This is a genomic window from Texcoconibacillus texcoconensis, assembly GCF_014202575.1.
In the GTDB taxonomy this organism is placed as follows: Bacteria; Bacillota; Bacilli; order Bacillales; family Salisediminibacteriaceae; genus Texcoconibacillus; species Texcoconibacillus texcoconensis.
Genome location: NZ_JACHHB010000001.1, coordinates 46,395 through 64,282 on the forward strand (window position 1 = coordinate 46,395; position 17,888 = coordinate 64,282).

Below are 17,888 nucleotides of genomic sequence, written 5' to 3' on the forward strand. Positions count from 1 at the left end.
TCCGTTCTTCCTACATCACCGACCATAAGGACGTCACTTGTTAACATAAACCAAGGGTCATCTCCTCTTGTTCGATCTGTAACAACACTGCCACAACGGGATTAGTGTGTAAAAACTGTCTAAAAATCATCTTACCTCCTCAAATTTAATTATTTTGATTGATTTGTTTCCAATCGTGAACACTAGCTTCTAATAAATAAGCTGTGTAACCTTGTTCTTTTAGATATTCCACAGCTTCCGTTGCATAGACACAATGTGGTCCCCGACAATAAGCAATAACTTTTTTATCCTTTGAAAGTGACGAGATCATTTCTTTTAATTCAGTTATTGGAATCGATTTTGCTCCTGGGATATGACCAGCTTCATACTCCCTACTTGGGCGAACATCAATCAATTCTGTCATTTCACCTTCAAGAAACGTTGGGAGATCTTCAATAGACAAAGCTTCTATTTTATATGGCTTGGATATATAGTCCAATCTTGTAAGTTTTACCTCGACCATCTGCGTTTCCGTAAGTGCTTTAATACTTGAAAGAATGTCACAAATACTATCGTCGACTAATTCATAGATGATGAAGTTTTTTTCTTTTTTAAACGTTACCAACCTAGATTCCAATAATGATTGAAGATGTTTTGACGTATTGGCAACACTCATACTCGTTTCCTTTGCTAAAACCTCAACTGTTTTAGGACTTTGTGATAGTAAATCCAGTAATTCAAAGCGCTTCGGACTAGAAAAAGCCTTACTAACTTTTGAAAAATGATTATATATAAAATCTTTAAACTCCCTCGACTCCATTTGTTCACCTCTTACCAATTCAACTATTCAACTTATTAGTTGAATTATAAAGCGGTACGTGTTTATTTGCAAACATTTGTTTTCAGATTTTTAGAATAGTTTGTTCAGTTCATTAAAATTCTTAATAACAAAAGAGCCTTTCAATCTCTGAAAGACTCATAACTCTCTATAACATCTATTCTTAATCAGTTCCTTACGAGTAATATCTACACACACTAACATCGCTTGAGTGGTCGTAGACCTATGAATTGTTATTGGTATGAAGAGGCATGGTATCATGCCTCGGCTCTAACAATTAGTGCCTCCTTTCTAAAATCTTCAATTAATTTATAGTTTACTGGAAATAAACACACTCAGTCAGACTGCTTCACACTAAGTACAGTGACCGTAACCAGAATGAGTACCATTCCCAAGAGTTGAATGGTGGTCAAATGATCTCCTAGAAGCAGAACGCCAAATAATGATGCTGTCACCGGCTCTACCATAGCGACCATCGAAGCAGTTGTCGGGGTAGTCCGCCGAATGCCAATCACATAAAATATAAATGAAATTCCAGCCCCCACGATTCCTAATAGAAGAAACCACCCTATGTCGCTTGACGTCACCACACGAGCTGTTTCTTCATTGTCTGCAAAAAGAAAAAGGATGAGACAAAATGAAAAAAAGGCGATCGTTAAGCTGGTTTGCGGTTTTCCGATAGAAGAAGCATTTTTAAATCCAAATATAAACAATGCATAGGAAAGGCCTGCAGCAAGCCCAGCTGCCGCCCCTAGAAAACTCACTGAAATCGTATCGGAATTGTAGGCACCTGTAAGCAGGATAATTCCCATAAGTACCCCAGAAATACAGCCCCATTTAAACCAAGTCGAACGCTCTATTCGTAATAAAAAGGAGATTAAAAGGACGAACACAGGTGCGGTGTACATTAAGGTAGCGGCAACAGCAATGCTTGACGCTTGGATACTGAGAAAATAAAAAGTAAAATTTCCTGCAACACCAACACCTGCCAATAGCGACCATATGTATAAACGAGGAGAAAAGATCCAATTTTGTTTAAAGCGGAAGAGATACCACGCAATAAAACATATAAAAGCAATAGCCCCCCGGTAAAAGGAAATCACAATAGGGTCCCAGCCCTTATCCATTAAAATATCTCCAATTCCACCACTAATGCCCCAGCATATAGCGGCTAGCATAACTAAACCTACACCTGAAATTTTCATCGCGTTCCTCCTAAAGTTAAGTAATGTACGGATTTTGATCACGACGTGACCTTAATTACGTAAATTTAAGGACCAAACAATTCTCTTCACGCTCCTAATCAAACATATGTTTTAAAAGGCTCTTTTCGTAAACTTTGTTGTTTTTGATAAAATCGGAGGAAAGATAGGTGGCGTCGCGTTCACTTTTTCGGTCGCTCCGGACATTGATTCCGTTATTTACTTGAAAAAGGGTCATTTGGGGCTTTTTACGGACATGAGTTCCGCTATTTGTAAAAAATCACCTATCATTACCTCTAAAAGAGAAGATTAACGGAACATATGTCCGTCCGACCTCCAAAAATGGCATATTTGGCTGAAATAACGGAACGTATGTCCGCGAGCCACGAGCCATATTCACCTTTTGCATATCTGAGTATGGACTAATACTTAAAAAGCAACAATCTTTTAGAAAACTGCTTTTTAAAAAAGGGTATTAACGGTCATTCCTTTAAATTTTTATAACCCAAACTTAAACCTAACACAGCTCGCATACAATATGAAAGGATAATATCCTCTAACAGGTTAAATGAAACAACAATCGGTATTTTCTAAGTTAAATTGAATCATAAAAGGTATAACAATCTATGTATATTTGACCAGCAAGAAGAAGTTCATCAAGATTAGCAGGTGAGAAAATCAAACGTGCTGAATAATTATAGGTGTGGAAAATAACAACACTGAACTCGGAGAGGTAGCGGAAAAGAAGAATCAAATGGTCTACATGCTTGAAAATGAGCAGGTCATTAATAATATTGACAAACCTAAAACAAGAACTTCGGCAATATCTGAACTTTGACGAATTGACATTTAAAAACTTGCATCGTCTCATTAATCGAATCAATGTATGAGAAGACGGCACACCGGTCATAATTCATTATATGTTTGCTTCTTGCTAACATTTAAAGTAGCAGAATAAGTAGAATCAAGATTTCCCTCCCTCCACTTAGCCTTCGAAGAAGAGGGATGTGGTCCAAAAGAATGCCTTTTATCGTGATTAACTTTGAGTTTCAGTTTCTTTTTAATGAAGCTGGTTATGTCTACTATCAGCTTTTTACTGAACCTTCATTGTAATGCTTATGTCTCTTAAGAAACCAGCCATCTCTTAATAATAAAGTAGGTCCAGAATAATACTCTGGACCCGCCATTTTTAATGGCTTATATTTGAAGCTTTTGTATAGCTGCTTAGCATTAGGTTCATGTCTTGTTGCATTAATTGAGGAACCTGGTAGTAACCGTGTTTGTTTTGATACAGGAATATTTCATAGCTTAATTCAATGAAGTTCGGAACGCTATCGGCTATGACACGTCTTAGGACTGGGTTTGTCATTTCTAGTGCTGTCATGGCTAAAAGTGTGGATAAGGATTTAGTATTCCCTAACATATATGCAGAAAGACCTTGATCAGAAAGCTCGTTTACAGACGTATTTGGTTTTTTCGGCTGACTTGGTTCCACACCATAAACAACATCATTATTTTGTGTCATTTTATATTGTTGTGTTGGAATTGTTGGATCTTGTCCTGTAGAGAAAGCTTCTACCATTGTATTGTACGTTTGTGTCACAAACGCAGCTTGACGCTGATTAATATCTTTAAGTTCGGGATCCTGAATATGCTGTTCATACATTTGATATTGATCAAGCAAACTAATGAATCCTGCTAGCACTTCGTGAGCATCAAAGATTTCATGACCACCGTGATTATTAGAATGTGAAGTAGGATTTGGCTGCATATTCGGGGACATTTGTTGTCCCGATTGATTTGTGTTTTGGTTTTGCATTAAATTCCCTCCTGTTTAGCTATAACTTCATCACTATAATTTCCACTTTGTATACATTCATGTATGCAGTTATTGATTTTTATTAATTCTATTTTCAGCTTTATATGTTAAACCTTTTTATCATAAATGCATCGCATATGGTAACGAATATAAAGTAGGTATTATATTATGGAAGGCAGGTTATAAACCATGTTGTCATTCAAACCAAGTTGCTGGTCAGAGCATGAGGAACTTGAAGTTGTTTTGCTTTGCTCACCATCTTGTTTAGATATTCCAGATTTGAAAACAGCAGAATATGTTCAATGGAATGGTCCTGTTAATCAATCCAGAGCACATGAGAATTTTGCTGAGCTTAAGGATGCTCTTGAAGAAGCTGGTACAAAAGTGATTGACTATTCAGAGGAGTTAACAGAGAAAGAGAACGAGTTAAGTAAACAGCTTATTAATCGCTTCTTCGTTCGAGACCTGGCCTGTGTGTTTGGAGATATTATTATCCCTGGAGAAGCCAGTGCTTCAATGAGGAGACCGGAGTATGTTCAATCACACTTACTTTTTAAGAAATGGTTTCCAGAGCAATTTTTAATTAATGAAAATAATGATCTAAAGGCATTGGAGTTTGGGGATGTTCTTGTTTTAAACCGGGACGCTGTGTTTATTAATGTCGGTATGAGGACTAGTGTGTCAAGCGTAGAGAAGATTAAGGACAGATTATTTCATTCTGGTTTTTCTGAAATTGGTATCATCGACTTACCTCATCGTTCTGATACATTTCATATAGACATGAACTGCAATGTCGCAAACAAAGACCTTGTCATATCCAAAAGCTTTTTGCGTTATTTTCCAGTAAATGTACTAACTGAAAAAGACTCCCGTTATGAAATGCCAGAGCAATTTCTAAACCGTCACGGATTTGAGGTCTATTGGATAAAGGAATATAAATCAATCCCTGACCTTAATTTCCTTAATATCAATCCTGAAACATTGTTAATTAGTAAGCAAGCACATAAACAAATGATTAAAAATCACCCAAAATTGAAAAATAAAAAAATCATTGAAGTAGAAGTCACAGAGTTAGAAAAATCAGGTGGCGGGATACGTTGTATGACATTGCCATTAAGGCGTAAACCTGTAAACTAATACAATGTATTAGTTTAATAATTAGCAGACTCACTTTTTTGAGCCTGCTTCTTCATAATGGAAATCGACACAACAAAAGAAACCTTACTAAGCGCATCTCATTTCAAGAATTTAGAAACCTTGTTTTTCATACGAGTAAAAGGACATTTAGAAGGGCTACTATCATCGTCACTTATAAAATATTGTTTCCATTCGTTATTATCTTCTTCACCATACCATTTTAAGTCAGGATGGACCGAAATTCCGTCATATTCTAAAAGACGTTTACGAATCTGTTCTTTCATTTTACGACCAAATACTGTGGAGTCATTAATTTCATTAAACACCCAACGTGGTTGAAATGCTAACAACAGGCATGGAAATTGTCGGCTTTTACGAACTTCATGTGCAGGTGTAGCACAAAAAACAAAGTAAGCTTCTCCATTAAAACAAAATTCCCATTTATGGTCTGATGGATCGGATGGAATATCTTCTGGCCATTCTTTGGGATCAAATGACGTGACATTATTTATTACCGTCCAAAACAATTCTCGATAGTCCTCAACATCATATCTTTCTACCATGTCTTTAGGTGTTTCTACAAACACAACTAAGGAAGCATAGTTCCCTGTATCACGAGAAATGGATCCATATTCTTCCAATGCATTTACGAGCTCCTCTGCTGAACTTTCTTCACGAGGGTCACTTATAAAACTGAAGCGAAGATTATTTGTTAAAAATCCGTGCCTTCCGGGAACGCAAGGATACGTATTTTCATCATCAGCAATGGTGGAAGAAAAAGATCGAAAAGCTTCTTGCTTCCATGAAGAAAGTGTTTTCAGTTCTTCGTCTAGCCATTCTTTATCAAAAAGTACTGACACTTTTGTACCCTCCTCCTTACTTTACAACAACAAGATATTAAAGAGTGGAGGAACAGGTGTCTGTCTAGTCGATTAAAACGCTATAAAATCATTTGCTGAGAAGTACAAATTTTAGAGTACCTTTCTTTTAGTAAAATGATTGTATTTATAATTTGGAACTACCATTGGATGACGTAAAATAGTTTGTGTAATAGATTGAGATAAAAAAAAGGTAGGGTATCCTCAGAGTTAACGACCAAATCAACTTGAGAGGAGATGCCCTACCTATGAGTACAAGTATAGGACAAAAACCACTAGAAAATCAACTAGATGAAATGGTTCGTGAATTCGTTCAAGAAAAGTTAGAGCTTATCATGAAGGAAGAAATGGAGAATTTCTTCGAAAATGAACATCCCGAGCTAAAAAATGCGAAAAATGGTCATTACCAACGTCAGCTTGATACCAAATACGGACGCATTGATGATCTACAGGTTCCGCGAGATCGCGATAATCACTTTCAGACTGAGCTTTTTAACCCATATGAACGCCAACAAGCTTGGCTAGGCGAAACCATTATTCAAATGTATCAAAAAGGCATGAGCACTCGAGAAATCGGTCACTTTCTCGATCGTATCTTAGGTCATTCCTATTCTCCAGCAACGATTAGTAATATTACCGATCTTGTGGAGGAGGATATTGAAGCTTGGCAACAGAGAGAACTCCAAGATCGGTATTCCGTCGTTTATCTAGACGGCACATACATTAAGCTTCGACGCGATGATGTAGCCAATGAAGTCGTATACCTTGTTGTTGGTGTCACTGAAGATGGCTACCGTGAAATTCTCGGCTTCTATGTAGGTGGTCAAGAAAGTTCTTTGGGTTGGCGAAATATTCTGTTGGACCTCTACAATCGAGGTGTTCAGGAAATTCTGCTTGGCGTCTTTGATGGATTGCCAGGGCTAGAAGACGCAATGAAAGAAGTTTATCCAAAGGCGGATGTGCAGCGTTGCGTTGTACATAAAGTGAGAAACACCCTAAATAGTGCTCGAAAAAAAGACCAATCTGCATTAGCCGAGGATCTAAAGCCCATTTATGAAGCAAACACAAAAGATGAAGCTTATGAATGTTTTCAAGCATTTCGTGAGAAATGGTATAAGAAATACCCAAAATGCGTTAAGTCATGGGAACAGGACCTTAATGTCCTTTTAACGTTTCTTGATTATCCTTCCTCCATTCAACCAATGATTTATACAACCAACATTATTGAACGGACAATAAAGGAAATTAAGAAGCGCACTAAAACAATGAATAGTTTGCCAACAGAAATGGCGGCAGAAAAAGTTGTCTATCTCCAGTCTGTTGAATATAACGAGAAGTGGGCTCAGCGCAAACTGAGAGGGTTTAGCGCAGCTCATGCCGAGCTGCAAGACATGTTTAAAAGTCGCTATGGCAATTAAATGCAGGGTTTGGAAAATTTTCACTACGGAGCCCCTAGGGGCTCCGTAGTGCCACCCATTATTAAATGCCTGAGTGATACCCTATGAAAATTACACAAACTTATTGACACTACCTACCATTGAAGTTCATCTATATTCATCTAAGATTTCCCAGTAGTGCACAACCCTGTTTTTCTTGCTTTACATTAATGTTCTACATACAGATTTCATAGAAAAAAACTCCATCCTTATTGATGGAGTTTCTCTCGCAACGTAATCTTTGTTATACAGATCATTCTTATTACCTTTCGGCTTAAGCCTACATACGCTTTAATGCACCATTAGGCTCTGGTAACTCTTCATCTACTATCTGATTCATTTTACAAAAATGATCAAAAAATTGTTGTACTAGCTCTCGTTCCTGTGAATCACTTTTCAGCGAAACGATATCACGCAAAATTTGCGCCATCCATAAATTATCAAAATAACGGTATTTACCCGTTTTCCATGTCATTTTCTCGGGGGATTTTGCATTTAAATAATAATCCCAGAAAAGCATCTGATCAGATTCCTGTTCTGTCAGTTGTAGTCTGTATTTTGAATGAGCAGGAATATATCCATCTTCACTAAGCTTACCGATAAAATCTTCATGCACCATATAAACACCTAAGATACGTCTGTCACTCTCGGGCATGCCAGCATCTACTGCTGTTAACAGAACAGCGCTATTTTGATGCATACGGATGGGTTTGTTTGGATTCCCCTTGTTTTTTCCGCTTTTTACTTCGCCTGAAAAAACCTTCCACTCCGAAAAAGAAAGATTTTGTTCTTCGTTATCACACCAAAAAACCATTTGCGATTCAGGATGAAGTTTATGATTTTTCATAAGTTTTGCATGTTCCAAGCGAAGTTCTTGGTTTTTTACTTGTCGTTTCTTTTCCTCTTCCTTCTTCCATTCTTCTTCTTTTCGTTCTATTTCCTTTTCTTGTATCATTTTTTCAAGTGCATTAGCAACACTTTCATCATGTAGTTTTAGATGCTTTCCAAATACATCAGGGTAAACAAACTTTTTATTTTCCGATGCGAAATGTATTTCAACAATAGAATCATTATGTTCAACGATACTACCCATACCAAAGCTTTCGTGTGTAACTTTCTTATTGATTAAATTCAATATTCTAGCCCTCCTTGGAAAATAAAAACTCCATTATTATATAGATAATAATTTTACTCAACTAACTATCCGTTAAAGATCAAACACTGCTTAAGATTTTTCTCCTGTCTATAAAGAATGTTAAAAAGACGGATCCAGCATTCTATCCGTAAAAAAACACCAGAATTTGGAATGAGGCTGAAAAATCAATTGTAAAGTTATTATAACATTTTTTTAACAAAAATACAACATAATTATTGACATCATATTTTGCGTTGAGGTAAAATAAAAGTTTTATTGCCTTCACCCATTGGGGTGGAGTCTCCAAAAAGTCGCGAAACTTCTGGAAATCTCTCATAAACACCCATTTGCTTACCGGTGATAAGCGGAACCCCCACCATTAAACTAAACCTCATTACATTCGGGAATTGATATCTGGTGGTTCATACCACGCTCCGGTTTTTCTCGTTTCACATTCATGAACCACCATCGGATTTCATAGAAAAAAGCTCCATCCTTTTTTGATGGAGCTTCTCTCACAAACAAAATCTTTGTAACACACCCAAGGTAAGGCAGTATGGTGTATTTCATGACATTTACACTTTTAAAATAAGTTGAGACACACACTCCACATGTGATGACATGATGTCGCAGATACAATCTAAAAAAGATGTAGTGGTGTTTACCGGAGATAATGAAACAGACATCCGAAACAATGGATGTCTGTTTTCGTATTAATTTTCTTGTAGCACTTCTTTTAGCAGTTCGATAGCACTTTCTTCCGTTGGGTCGTTTGTTCCGAGTTCACCACGGAAGGCTTTATTAAGTAGAGAACTTCTAAGTTGGTTAATAGTCTCATCTCTTTCCAGTAATTCAGATATCTGTTTTTCTTTATGGAAGTAACCATCTAATATTTCAACGATTTTTTCTTGTTCACTTAATGACGGTATAAAAATAGGTATACTTTTTATTGTCTTTGCATTAATGTTTGGTTGAGTAATAGCAGTAGCTCCTAAGCCAAGCATTTGTTGACCAATAGGTGACTTTAAATAATAAAAAATGAACCTTGGATTAATATTTTCTTTGAACCGAAACCTAATCAGATACGCACTGGGAATTGCTTCATAGGCGCCATTAAAAACAGCCATCGTCCCAATACTTCCAGTACGTGTTACTAAAAGGTCTCCTTTAAGAACCTTAAATGCTTCTAACCTTTCACCAGAAACTTTAACATAAGGGGGATTGTTTAACTCTATTCCCCCATCTTTTGTCATATCAGTAGTTCTTACCGTCGGAACACCACCATCTGTACTATAATCTCCTTTACTAAATCTCGGACCATAAAATGATTCTGAACACACTTCATTTATATCAGTTAACTTCCATGATTCAGGAAAGTTATCTATATTTTTCTTTTTTGGAAACCTCTCCAATAGTTCATCAATTTTACTATATTCAGATTGCAAAGCTTTGTACTCATGATTGTTCTCTATTCGCCACGTTGATGTCAATTCACCATGAAACGCCTTATCCAAAATCGCTGCTCGTCGAAGTTCAAAGGATTCCTTTGCTTCTTCAATAAGCTCCTTTGCTTCATCAATTTTATTTAAAAGCCGCTTCACTTTATCAGCAATACGTTTTTGTTCTTCCATAGGAGGCATTGGAAAAGAAATCTCTTTACACTTTGAACCAGATAACTCTTTAAAGGTACTACCACTTGATATTGACTCTAAATATCCTTTGGAGAATTTCATATACCAATATAAATATTCAGGATGATATGCTTTACTCGGTATAAAACTTTTAAATCCCTGATTAGTGCTTAATTCATTAGAAGCAATTGCAACATAACCTATAGGAGCTCTTGAAGAAAGTAATACTGTCTTTGCCGGTAACATTTTAGCAGAGCTCTTACTAAGACCTAAGTCTGTTATATTTCGTTTTCCTCTTTCAATGTATATGTCCTGATAACCAGAAAGGTCAGCAGGCGTTAACCAAGGAATACTACCATTCTCATAATACTCCTTCACTTTAGATTTGGGAGTGCCCCCCCCAACTACCTGAGTAAGTGCTCCCATTTTTGTCCAAACCCAATTTTCAGGTATGTTAAATGATTGTTCTTCCTCCGATATTAACGCTTCTTCCAACTGTTCTTCGGTCGTCAACTTTTTTGTCTTGCTCATTTCTTGACCACCTCATCGCCTTCAACTGCCTTCAATTCATCGACAACTTCATTTAATAAATCCATCGCTTGTTGGAGTTTATCAATTGCTTCTTCGGCTGATTCAACCGGTTCTGGGAGGTTTTCATAAACAGAAAATGACTCGTCGGCAATTAATCCGATGTCCAAGCTGTCATCTTTTTTGGCGATGTCTTCTCTTGTGAAGTTATTCCAACGCTCGTTCTCCACTTCGGAACGGTCTTCAGCATGATAGGCATTGATAAAGTTTTCAAAGTGTTTTTTCTTCAAGGCGTTCCGTTTTCCAAATGACTCCATGTTTGTTCGCATGTCGTAAACCCAGACGTCTTTGGTGTTGTCTTGGTCTGTTTTTTCTCTTGTAAAGAAGAGCACATTCGTTTTAACGCCTTGAGCATAAAAGATTCCCGTTGGAAGGCGTAGAATCGTATGCAAATTACACTTGTTCATTAAGTCATTACGGATTTGTGCACCGATGCCACCTTCAAAAAGGACGTTATCAGGAAGAATAACCGCAGCACGCGCATTGCCATCATCTTTTAACGCATTATAAATAAGCTGCAAGAAATTCAACTGCTTGTTGGAGGTGACAAACGTTAAGTCATCACGTGTCGCTTGCTCTCCACCTTTTTTCGTTCCGAATGGTGGGTTTGTCAGGATGACATCCATGTTCTTAATCCACTTTCCGGTTCCTGATAATGAGTCGCCGTGTTCTAAGCGTCCTTCAATGTTATGAAGCAAGGCATTCATTAAGGCAAGACGGTGTGTGTCCTTAACAAGCTCCATGCCCGTAAAGGCTTGCCTTTTTTGAAACTCCACCATTTGTGGGTCTAAGTCAAAATAATCATCCGTCTTTTCCTTTAAATACTGGTCAGCAGCAATCATGAAGCCGAATGTTCCCGCAGCGGGGTCGTTACAACGCTCACCTGGCTTCGGGTCCATTAGTTCGACCATGACATCGATTAACACACGCGGTGTAAAATATTGCCCGGCGCCTGATTTCTTTTCACTGGCGTTTTTCTCTAATAAACCTTCGTAAAGGTTCCCTAATCCTTCTTCTTTCGCGTTGTACCAATCTAACTCACTAATGGATTTGATGATTTTTTCTAGGTTTTTCGGTTCGGTAATACTCGTTGACGCGTCACTGTACACTTGGTTTAACCATGCGTTGTCACTGTTTCCTAACTCGAGTAATAGACGTTGGTAGAAGGTCTTTAGTTCCAATCCTTCTTTTTCAACTAAATTATCCCATCGGTACCCTTCTGGAATCACTTCTTCTGTATTTTGTTCTTTCATCATCTTTAAAAAGAGAATATACGTCAGTTCGGTCACGTATTGTTGATATGTAATCCCGTCATCACGAAGTACATCACATAATCTCCAAAGTTTTTGTACGATATCTTGGTTACCCATTGGCTCATTCCTCCTATAATTTACACAAGTACAATGATAACATTTTTATTGAACGAGGGTGACTTCCTTATTTATTCAAGTCAAAGGAAAAGAGAGCTCTTAGGAACTCTCTTCTAACATTTAACTAACATATAAGTTTTCATTAATCGTTTTAACAATGTCGTCAATCTGTTCACCGAATTCTCGTTTTAATACGTTATATCCACCGTGACTTTTAAACGGTTCTTCAGAAAACGCATCTTCTGGTGTCGGTGCTAACACTGGGAACTGAAGCAGTTGTTTTTCAATTCGTTCTAACCATCTCTTTTGTCTCGGTGTCCAATCATGTAGAGAGTAGACGTGTTGCATCGCTCGTTTAACGCGTGTTTCATGGTCAACAAGGGCTTCACCTAGTGCTGCTTGGCGAATGAAACTAATAATATCTGCTGCGATATCCTCGTTTTTCTCTTCTTTCCAAGCTGTTTGTAAGTAAGATTCTTTATAACCTTTCGTTTCTAAAATGGTCATTAATTCACGCAAATCTTGCCGTGTTAAATCCTTAGGTTTCGTACAAACGAGCTGAAGTGCTGGAATTTTATTCATGTTCTCTTTGATAAATTCTGTAAAACCATCAATATAGTCACCAGGGCGGCTATTTCCTTCACCATAGCCTCGGTCAACATCTTTCACTTCATCTTCTTTGGTCGATATATACCTTTTTTCCCCCGAAGGTCGATATGACTCGACGTAATCAAAAAGCATACTATGGTTTTTCGCTTCTTTTGGCGTGTAAGTTTGTACTTCCTCAGCCCACTCATCAACGCTTTTTCCGTCTGATAGTTCTTCAAACTTTTGTTTCCCTTCGTAGTCAAAACGTTGTTTCCGACGTTGGATTTTTGCCACAAGCTGGTCCCGAAAGAAAGTCGCTTCTTCTTCACTTTCAGCATGAGTAAGTGACTCATACAAATCACCAATGCTGTCATGCTGTTTTTTGACAACAGGTTTCATCTCTGTATAGCTTTGCAGCTTATTATAGATGCCGACCGCATCATAAATGTTGAAGTGCGTCTTTCCAATGTCAGGACAAAGTCGAGTCGCCCGCCCTAACATTTGGTCATATAAAATCCGTGACTGAACACGGCGTAAGAAAACGATGTTCGTAATCGTTGGTACATCGACACCGGTTGTTAATAAATCAACGGTAACAACGATGTTTGGTAAACGTTCATTTTTAAACCTTTTGATAGCATCCAAAGGTCTATATATCGTACCTGTAATTTTCATAATCGCATCGTCTTCAATCTCATCGCCACGCTCTTGAAAAGCTTCTTTGAGTAATCTTACAACCATATCCGCATGGTCATCTGTCGCAGCAAAAATCAACGTCTTCTCTTTTGAGAAAGGGTCGATGTAGTCCGCTAATTTATTGAGAACGGCACGGTTAAATGGCTCAGTAATCACCTTTTTATTAAATTGTTCAACATCAAACTTCACCGTATCTTCTAACTTTTCTAATTCAATTTCACCTTTGTCTACATCATAGACTTCTGCTTCTTCACCTTTTTCAAATTTTATTCCTTTTTTAGCGAGTTCAGATTTAAAAAGATACGGCGGTTCATGGTCAACTAAGTACCCATCTAGAACAGCATCAGTATAGGAATACTTAAATATAGGACTTCCGAAAATATTCGTCGTATGAAGGGCTGGTGTCGCTGTTAGTCCCAAACAAGCTGCATCAAAGTAGTCAATCACACGACGGTATTGACTAATATAATCATTTTGGTCACGGAACAAGAGCTCTTCTTCTGTCATTTCGCGGTCTTGTGTATAACCACGGTGTGCCTCATCGACAATGATTAAATCATATTGCCCAACACTCGGGAGGACTCCATCTTCATTATAAAACAGCCTCCGGACCATCCCTTGTACAGTGGCAATTTGAACTTTCGTTTCCAACTCAGGCATCATGTCCTCTAATGATTGTACGGTGTAAATATCAGAAAAGGACAAACCTTCAATTTTTGTATCTTTCAGTGCATCTTCCGTTTGTTTCCCTAAGGAGTTTCGGTCAACGAGAAAGAGAATACGACGACACTTTTTCGCTGTAATAAGACGATACATTAATGCAATCGCTGTTCGGGTCTTACCTGTTCCCGTTGCCATCGCAATGAGCATTCTTCGTTGTCCTTCTTTCATCGCCTCTTCTGCTGTAAGAACGGCTTTTTGTTGATAATCCCGAAGCCCAAACTTTGTGATGTCTTCTTCCTCTAAACGTTTATCAGCATACTCGTCGTTTTGTTCAAGAAGTAGTTTTAAATCTTGAGGAGAATGCCAGCCTTCAAGGGGTCTAGCATGTTGCTTTGGCTTTCTAGAATCCCAAAACCAAATACCCGATTCCTCTTGAAGCTGTGGTAAATAAGGTCTGCCATTTGTGGCATATAAAAACGGGACTTGATAGTCGCCATTCGAATTAGGTAGCTCTTCGCCTTCAACTTGTATCACATTTTTGGCATACACTTTTGTTTGGCTTTCAAGCACTCCTGGAATGTTTTTCTTTTCTGCTTTGGCTTCAATGAAACCAACAAGCTTTTTTCCGATAAAGAGCGCATAGTCAACCCAGCCACCTTTTACTTTCCATTCAGCAATTGCCATGTTGCGATTTTTCTCAGGCAACGTACCATTTTTTTGATAGTTCAGGTTATCCGTATCCGCTTCCCAGCCTACCGAACGTAATTTTTCATCAATAATCGTTCGTGTTGCTGCTTCTGTTAAAGGTTGGCGGTGTAAAAACCTTTTCGATTTTTTCTTACGCTCGCTCTTTTCTACTTGAGGTTCATTTGCTGCTTGTTCGCGAAGTCGTTCAAGTTCTTCTTCAAGCGATTTTACTTTCTTTTCGTACTCTTGCTGTAGCTTGTCAGTATCGACCGCTTCTCTATCTTTCGGTTCCTCGTATTCAGGTGCCTCAAATTCATAGCTTCCGTACACTTCCATAAACCAAACGGCTAATTGAAAGGCGATTCTTACCATGTTTTTCGCTTCTTCTGCCTCTCCATAATCCGCTCGGTGCGCTGCTTTGTTTCCTTTGGACCGAATCGATTCAAGCATGTCATCGAGTTCTTTTTCAATTAACCCTTCACGACGCAAGGTATTTATCCGGTCTACTTGAGTCGTTCGGGGCGCTTCACGAATGTTTTCAGATGCTAAAATAAACTTCGTTAAAGTTTCTGCAAATAAACGAAGCTTCATAAGCGTTGTATGTGGGTCTTGATAGACATTTCTTTCAGCCATTTCACCTAGGTCAGCCAGTGCATCCCATTTCCCTCGAAAAAACGAAAAGTTGCTACTCATCGACATCACCATTTCCGCACATTTTATATCCCTATTATACAATATTATACATCTGTTATATACAGTTTCTAATAAATGAAAGTGAGTGTTTAGAGGTTTATTAACGGATTTTTGACAAATTCATTCGTGTTATAATATGGAAAGATAAATTAAAGTTTATGGCAATAAGTAATTTATATCTAATAAGGTGGGGAGTATTTTGATAAAAACTGACATTGGGGAATATATCGTAGGCGGCTACCTAAAAGTGATTAAAGAGTGTGACTTTGTCGACTACAATGTCCGCTTACCTGGTGGAGGATTAAAAGGTTTAAGCGAAATGGATGTTGTTGGCTTGGATTTTAAAAACAAATCAGCTTACTTATGCGAGGTTACGACACATATACGAGGATTACTTTATGGAAACAACAAAAAAACCGTTGAGAAAATATCCAAAAAACATGAAGCTCAAAAAGATTATGCTGAACAAGTTTTAAGTGATTTCTCAAGTATCACTTACATGTTCTGGTCCCCTTATGTTCCTGAAGGCTATATGACAAATGAACTTAATAAAATAGATAGTTTAGAACTCATCATCAATAAGGATTACACAAGTTGCATCGATGAAATGAGAGAAGTCGCAGCTAACCAAAAAAATGACTTGGGTAACCCATTCCTAAGGACACTCCAAATATTAGAACACCTTAGGTAGTAAAAGATGGCAATATTCTTGATGGAATTTATAAGAAATAAAACATTAACATATAAGTTGTCTATTTTTCATCATATCGATTTACTCTTTCCTAGGTACATAAAAAGGTCAACCCTTAAGCGAGTTGACCTTTTCGTTGAAGTTGCTGATGAATCCCAGAATAAAATTAATGAATTAAACGTAAAAAAGAGTGAGCTAAAAGCTACACTCCAAGTTAATGATTTTAGCGAAGAAATTGAAAAGGTAAAAAAAGTCCTTCACCGCTTCTTTCCATTCGAAGAGGTAACGAACGAAATGTTACATTACCTCGTTGAACGGATTGATGTAAAAAAGGACGGCACACCAATTATCAAGTACAGGCATTCAATCCTTTTTAATTAATCTTCGTCGCGTAAAACTAACTGCGACACACACTCCACATGCACCGTCTGCGGGAATAGATCCACAGGTTGTACTTGTTGTAATTCATAGCCAAAGGCTTCTAACTCTTTAATATCTGTCGCAAATGAATCTGGGTTACATGATACATAAACAATGCGCTCCGGCTTCGCGCGTCCAATTCTACGCATCACTTTTCCACCTGCTCCGGATCGAGGTGGATCTAATAGTAGTAATTCAGGGCTGCCGAAACTTTCTAGCATCTGATCAATCCCGTTTCTAGCATCTTTGGCTAAAAAGGTTGTGTTGTCGATGCCGTTTTCAGTCGCGTTTCGCTTTGCTGATTCAATCGAGCTCTCGACGATTTCAATACCTGCAAGCTCTCCTACTCGATTGGCAAACGGTAGAGAGAACGTTCCGACGCCACAGAAAAGGTCGATCATTCTCTCCGTTTCTTTCGGCTCTGCCATGTCGATGGCAATATCGACGAGCTTCTGGGCTTGGGTTGGGTTCGTTTGGAAAAATGTATCGAACCAAAGGCGGAAACGATAGCCTGCCATCTCATCATAAATGAAGTCACGACCAGCTAATAGATGTGTTTTTTCAGCCTGCGCTCGATCGGCCCAGTCTCTATTTTCAAGCCATAAGATACTTTTCACTTGTGAAAACTTGTCTGAAATTCGCTTCACCAAGTTGTCAACCGCTTCTTTTAACTCGCCATCAGGTGCTTCTGTCGCAAAAACACCTAGCATGATTTCACCTGTCGCAAATGACTGTCTAACCATTAGATGACGAAGTAAACCAACGTGTTCGTCTTTGTCATATCCTTTTAATTGGAATTCATTCACCCATTCAGCCACTTCCATTGCAGCGGCAACCATGTCATTACCGGCAATTAAGCACGTTTTAAGTGGAATGACTTTTCTAAAGTTCCCTTGTTCATGAAGACCTAATGAACCGTCTGGTGCAAACGTAAACTCCATCTTATTACGGTAGTGCCAAGGCTCATCCATACCAATCGTATTGAACACAAGGTTTGGGTCAAATCCTTGGGATGCAATCGCTTGTTTTACATAGTCGGTTTTTTCTGCTAATTGGCCGCGATAGGACCAGTGTTGCCATACACAACCGCCACATTTCTTAAAATGAGGACAAGGTGGGTCGACTCTTTCTTTATGAGTCGTTAAGATTTCATCTGGCATCGTGCGCCAACTCTTTTTCGTCGGCTGATCAACTGTGACACACACCTCTTCTCCAGGAAGAGTTTGTGGTATCGTCAAGCGAAGTTTTTTTAGATTTCCTTTGTCATTTTCACGCCAAACTTCCGCTCGTCCTGAGCCTTTATGGTCTAGTGCGTGAATTTTTGCATTCATTGTTTCTGCAGTCACTCTCATTTCCTCCTTCGACAACTCCTATATATAAGGAACAAACCTGAAATGTTTTCGGTAAATATTTTTTCGCATTCTTCCAATTATAACG

The 17,888-nt window shown here is 38.2% G+C and carries 13 protein-coding genes; 4 read left to right on the forward strand and 9 right to left on the reverse strand.

Going from position 1 to position 17,888, the window contains the following annotated elements:
- Positions 1 to 145 precede the first annotated feature (145 nt).
- The 3 genes from HNQ41_RS00230 to HNQ41_RS00240 all read right to left on the reverse strand — a co-directional run bounded on the left by HNQ41_RS00230 (position 146) and on the right by HNQ41_RS00240 (position 3,838).
- Positions 146 to 799: an ArsR/SmtB family transcription factor gene (locus tag HNQ41_RS00230; protein WP_184662402.1), complete on the reverse strand. Its 654-nt coding sequence runs from the start codon at positions 797 to 799 to the stop codon at positions 146 to 148.
- 353 nt (positions 800 to 1,152) lie between these two features.
- A complete protein-coding gene (locus HNQ41_RS00235; protein WP_184662403.1) occupies positions 1,153 to 2,022 on the reverse strand; it encodes a DMT family transporter in 870 nt (289 codons plus the stop codon).
- A gap of 1,186 nt (positions 2,023 to 3,208) precedes the next feature.
- Positions 3,209 to 3,838, reverse strand: coding sequence for a spore coat protein (locus HNQ41_RS00240; RefSeq protein WP_184662404.1), 630 nt, complete (start codon positions 3,836 to 3,838; stop codon positions 3,209 to 3,211).
- A gap of 189 nt (positions 3,839 to 4,027) precedes the next feature.
- Here HNQ41_RS00240 and HNQ41_RS00245 point away from each other — a divergent pair, with 189 nt between their 5' ends.
- Positions 4,028 to 4,975 (forward strand): arginine deiminase family protein, encoded by a 948-nt coding sequence (locus HNQ41_RS00245; RefSeq protein WP_184662405.1) that lies wholly within the window; start codon positions 4,028 to 4,030, stop codon positions 4,973 to 4,975.
- A 98-nt stretch (positions 4,976 to 5,073) separates the two neighbouring features.
- Here the strand turns inward: HNQ41_RS00245 and HNQ41_RS00250 are convergent, their stop codons facing one another.
- On the reverse strand, positions 5,074 to 5,835 hold the full coding sequence (locus HNQ41_RS00250; protein WP_184662406.1) for a YqcI/YcgG family protein: 762 nt from the start codon (positions 5,833 to 5,835) through the stop codon (positions 5,074 to 5,076).
- Positions 5,836 to 6,101: 266 nt separating this feature from the next.
- Here HNQ41_RS00250 and HNQ41_RS00255 point away from each other — a divergent pair, with 266 nt between their 5' ends.
- Positions 6,102 to 7,271 carry an IS256 family transposase gene (locus tag HNQ41_RS00255; protein ID WP_184662407.1) on the forward strand — a complete coding sequence of 390 codons (1,170 nt, stop codon included), beginning with the start codon at positions 6,102 to 6,104 and terminating at the stop codon, positions 7,269 to 7,271.
- A 298-nt stretch (positions 7,272 to 7,569) separates the two neighbouring features.
- On the opposite strand, the gene HNQ41_RS00260 is transcribed toward HNQ41_RS00255, so the two are convergent.
- The 4 genes from HNQ41_RS00260 to hsdR form a co-directional block, all read right to left on the reverse strand.
- Positions 7,570 to 8,424 (reverse strand): malate synthase, encoded by an 855-nt coding sequence (locus HNQ41_RS00260; RefSeq protein WP_184662408.1) that lies wholly within the window; start codon positions 8,422 to 8,424, stop codon positions 7,570 to 7,572.
- 713 nt (positions 8,425 to 9,137) lie between these two features.
- Positions 9,138 to 10,586, reverse strand: coding sequence for a restriction endonuclease subunit S (locus HNQ41_RS00265; RefSeq protein ID WP_184662409.1), 1,449 nt, complete (start codon positions 10,584 to 10,586; stop codon positions 9,138 to 9,140).
- A complete protein-coding gene (locus HNQ41_RS00270) occupies positions 10,583 to 12,013 on the reverse strand; it encodes a class I SAM-dependent DNA methyltransferase (protein ID WP_184662410.1) in 1,431 nt (476 codons plus the stop codon). The genes HNQ41_RS00265 and HNQ41_RS00270 overlap by 4 nt, the downstream gene beginning before the upstream one ends.
- 120 nt (positions 12,014 to 12,133) lie before the next feature.
- The gene (gene hsdR / locus HNQ41_RS00275; protein ID WP_184662411.1) at positions 12,134 to 15,340 is read right to left on the reverse strand and encodes a type I restriction-modification system endonuclease; all 3,207 of its coding nucleotides are present in this window, start codon (positions 15,338 to 15,340) and stop codon (positions 12,134 to 12,136) included.
- A 199-nt stretch (positions 15,341 to 15,539) separates the two neighbouring features.
- Here hsdR and HNQ41_RS00280 point away from each other — a divergent pair, with 199 nt between their 5' ends.
- Positions 15,540 to 16,031 carry a hypothetical protein gene (locus HNQ41_RS00280; RefSeq protein ID WP_221301796.1) on the forward strand — a complete coding sequence of 164 codons (492 nt, stop codon included), beginning with the start codon at positions 15,540 to 15,542 and terminating at the stop codon, positions 16,029 to 16,031.
- Between the two features lie 6 nt (positions 16,032 to 16,037).
- Positions 16,038 to 16,412, forward strand: coding sequence for a hypothetical protein (locus HNQ41_RS00285; RefSeq protein ID WP_184662412.1), 375 nt, complete (start codon positions 16,038 to 16,040; stop codon positions 16,410 to 16,412).
- Here the strand turns inward: HNQ41_RS00285 and rlmD are convergent.
- Positions 16,409 to 17,803, reverse strand: coding sequence for a 23S rRNA (uracil(1939)-C(5))-methyltransferase RlmD (rlmD, locus tag HNQ41_RS00290; protein ID WP_184662413.1), 1,395 nt, complete (start codon positions 17,801 to 17,803; stop codon positions 16,409 to 16,411). The two genes, HNQ41_RS00285 and rlmD, sit on opposite strands and share 4 nt — an antisense overlap.
- Between the last annotated feature and the right edge of the window lie 85 nt (positions 17,804 to 17,888).

Coding starts and splice junctions, on each gene's coding strand:
- HNQ41_RS00265 (WP_184662409.1), bottom strand. CDS start 10,586: ATGAGCAAGACAAAAAAGTTGACGACCGAAGAACAGTTGGAAGAAGCG.
- HNQ41_RS00230 (WP_184662402.1), bottom strand. CDS start 799: ATGGAGTCGAGGGAGTTTAAAGATTTTATATATAATCATTTTTCAAAA.
- HNQ41_RS00240 (WP_184662404.1), bottom strand. CDS start 3,838: ATGCAAAACCAAAACACAAATCAATCGGGACAACAAATGTCCCCGAAT.
- HNQ41_RS00270 (WP_184662410.1), bottom strand. CDS start 12,013: ATGGGTAACCAAGATATCGTACAAAAACTTTGGAGATTATGTGATGTA.
- HNQ41_RS00245 (WP_184662405.1), top strand. CDS start 4,028: ATGTTGTCATTCAAACCAAGTTGCTGGTCAGAGCATGAGGAACTTGAA.
- hsdR (WP_184662411.1), bottom strand. CDS start 15,340: ATGAGTAGCAACTTTTCGTTTTTTCGAGGGAAATGGGATGCACTGGCT.
- rlmD (WP_184662413.1), bottom strand. CDS start 17,803: ATGAGAGTGACTGCAGAAACAATGAATGCAAAAATTCACGCACTAGAC.
- HNQ41_RS00235 (WP_184662403.1), bottom strand. CDS start 2,022: ATGAAAATTTCAGGTGTAGGTTTAGTTATGCTAGCCGCTATATGCTGG.
- HNQ41_RS00255 (WP_184662407.1), top strand. CDS start 6,102: ATGAGTACAAGTATAGGACAAAAACCACTAGAAAATCAACTAGATGAA.
- HNQ41_RS00285 (WP_184662412.1), top strand. CDS start 16,038: ATGGCAATATTCTTGATGGAATTTATAAGAAATAAAACATTAACATAT.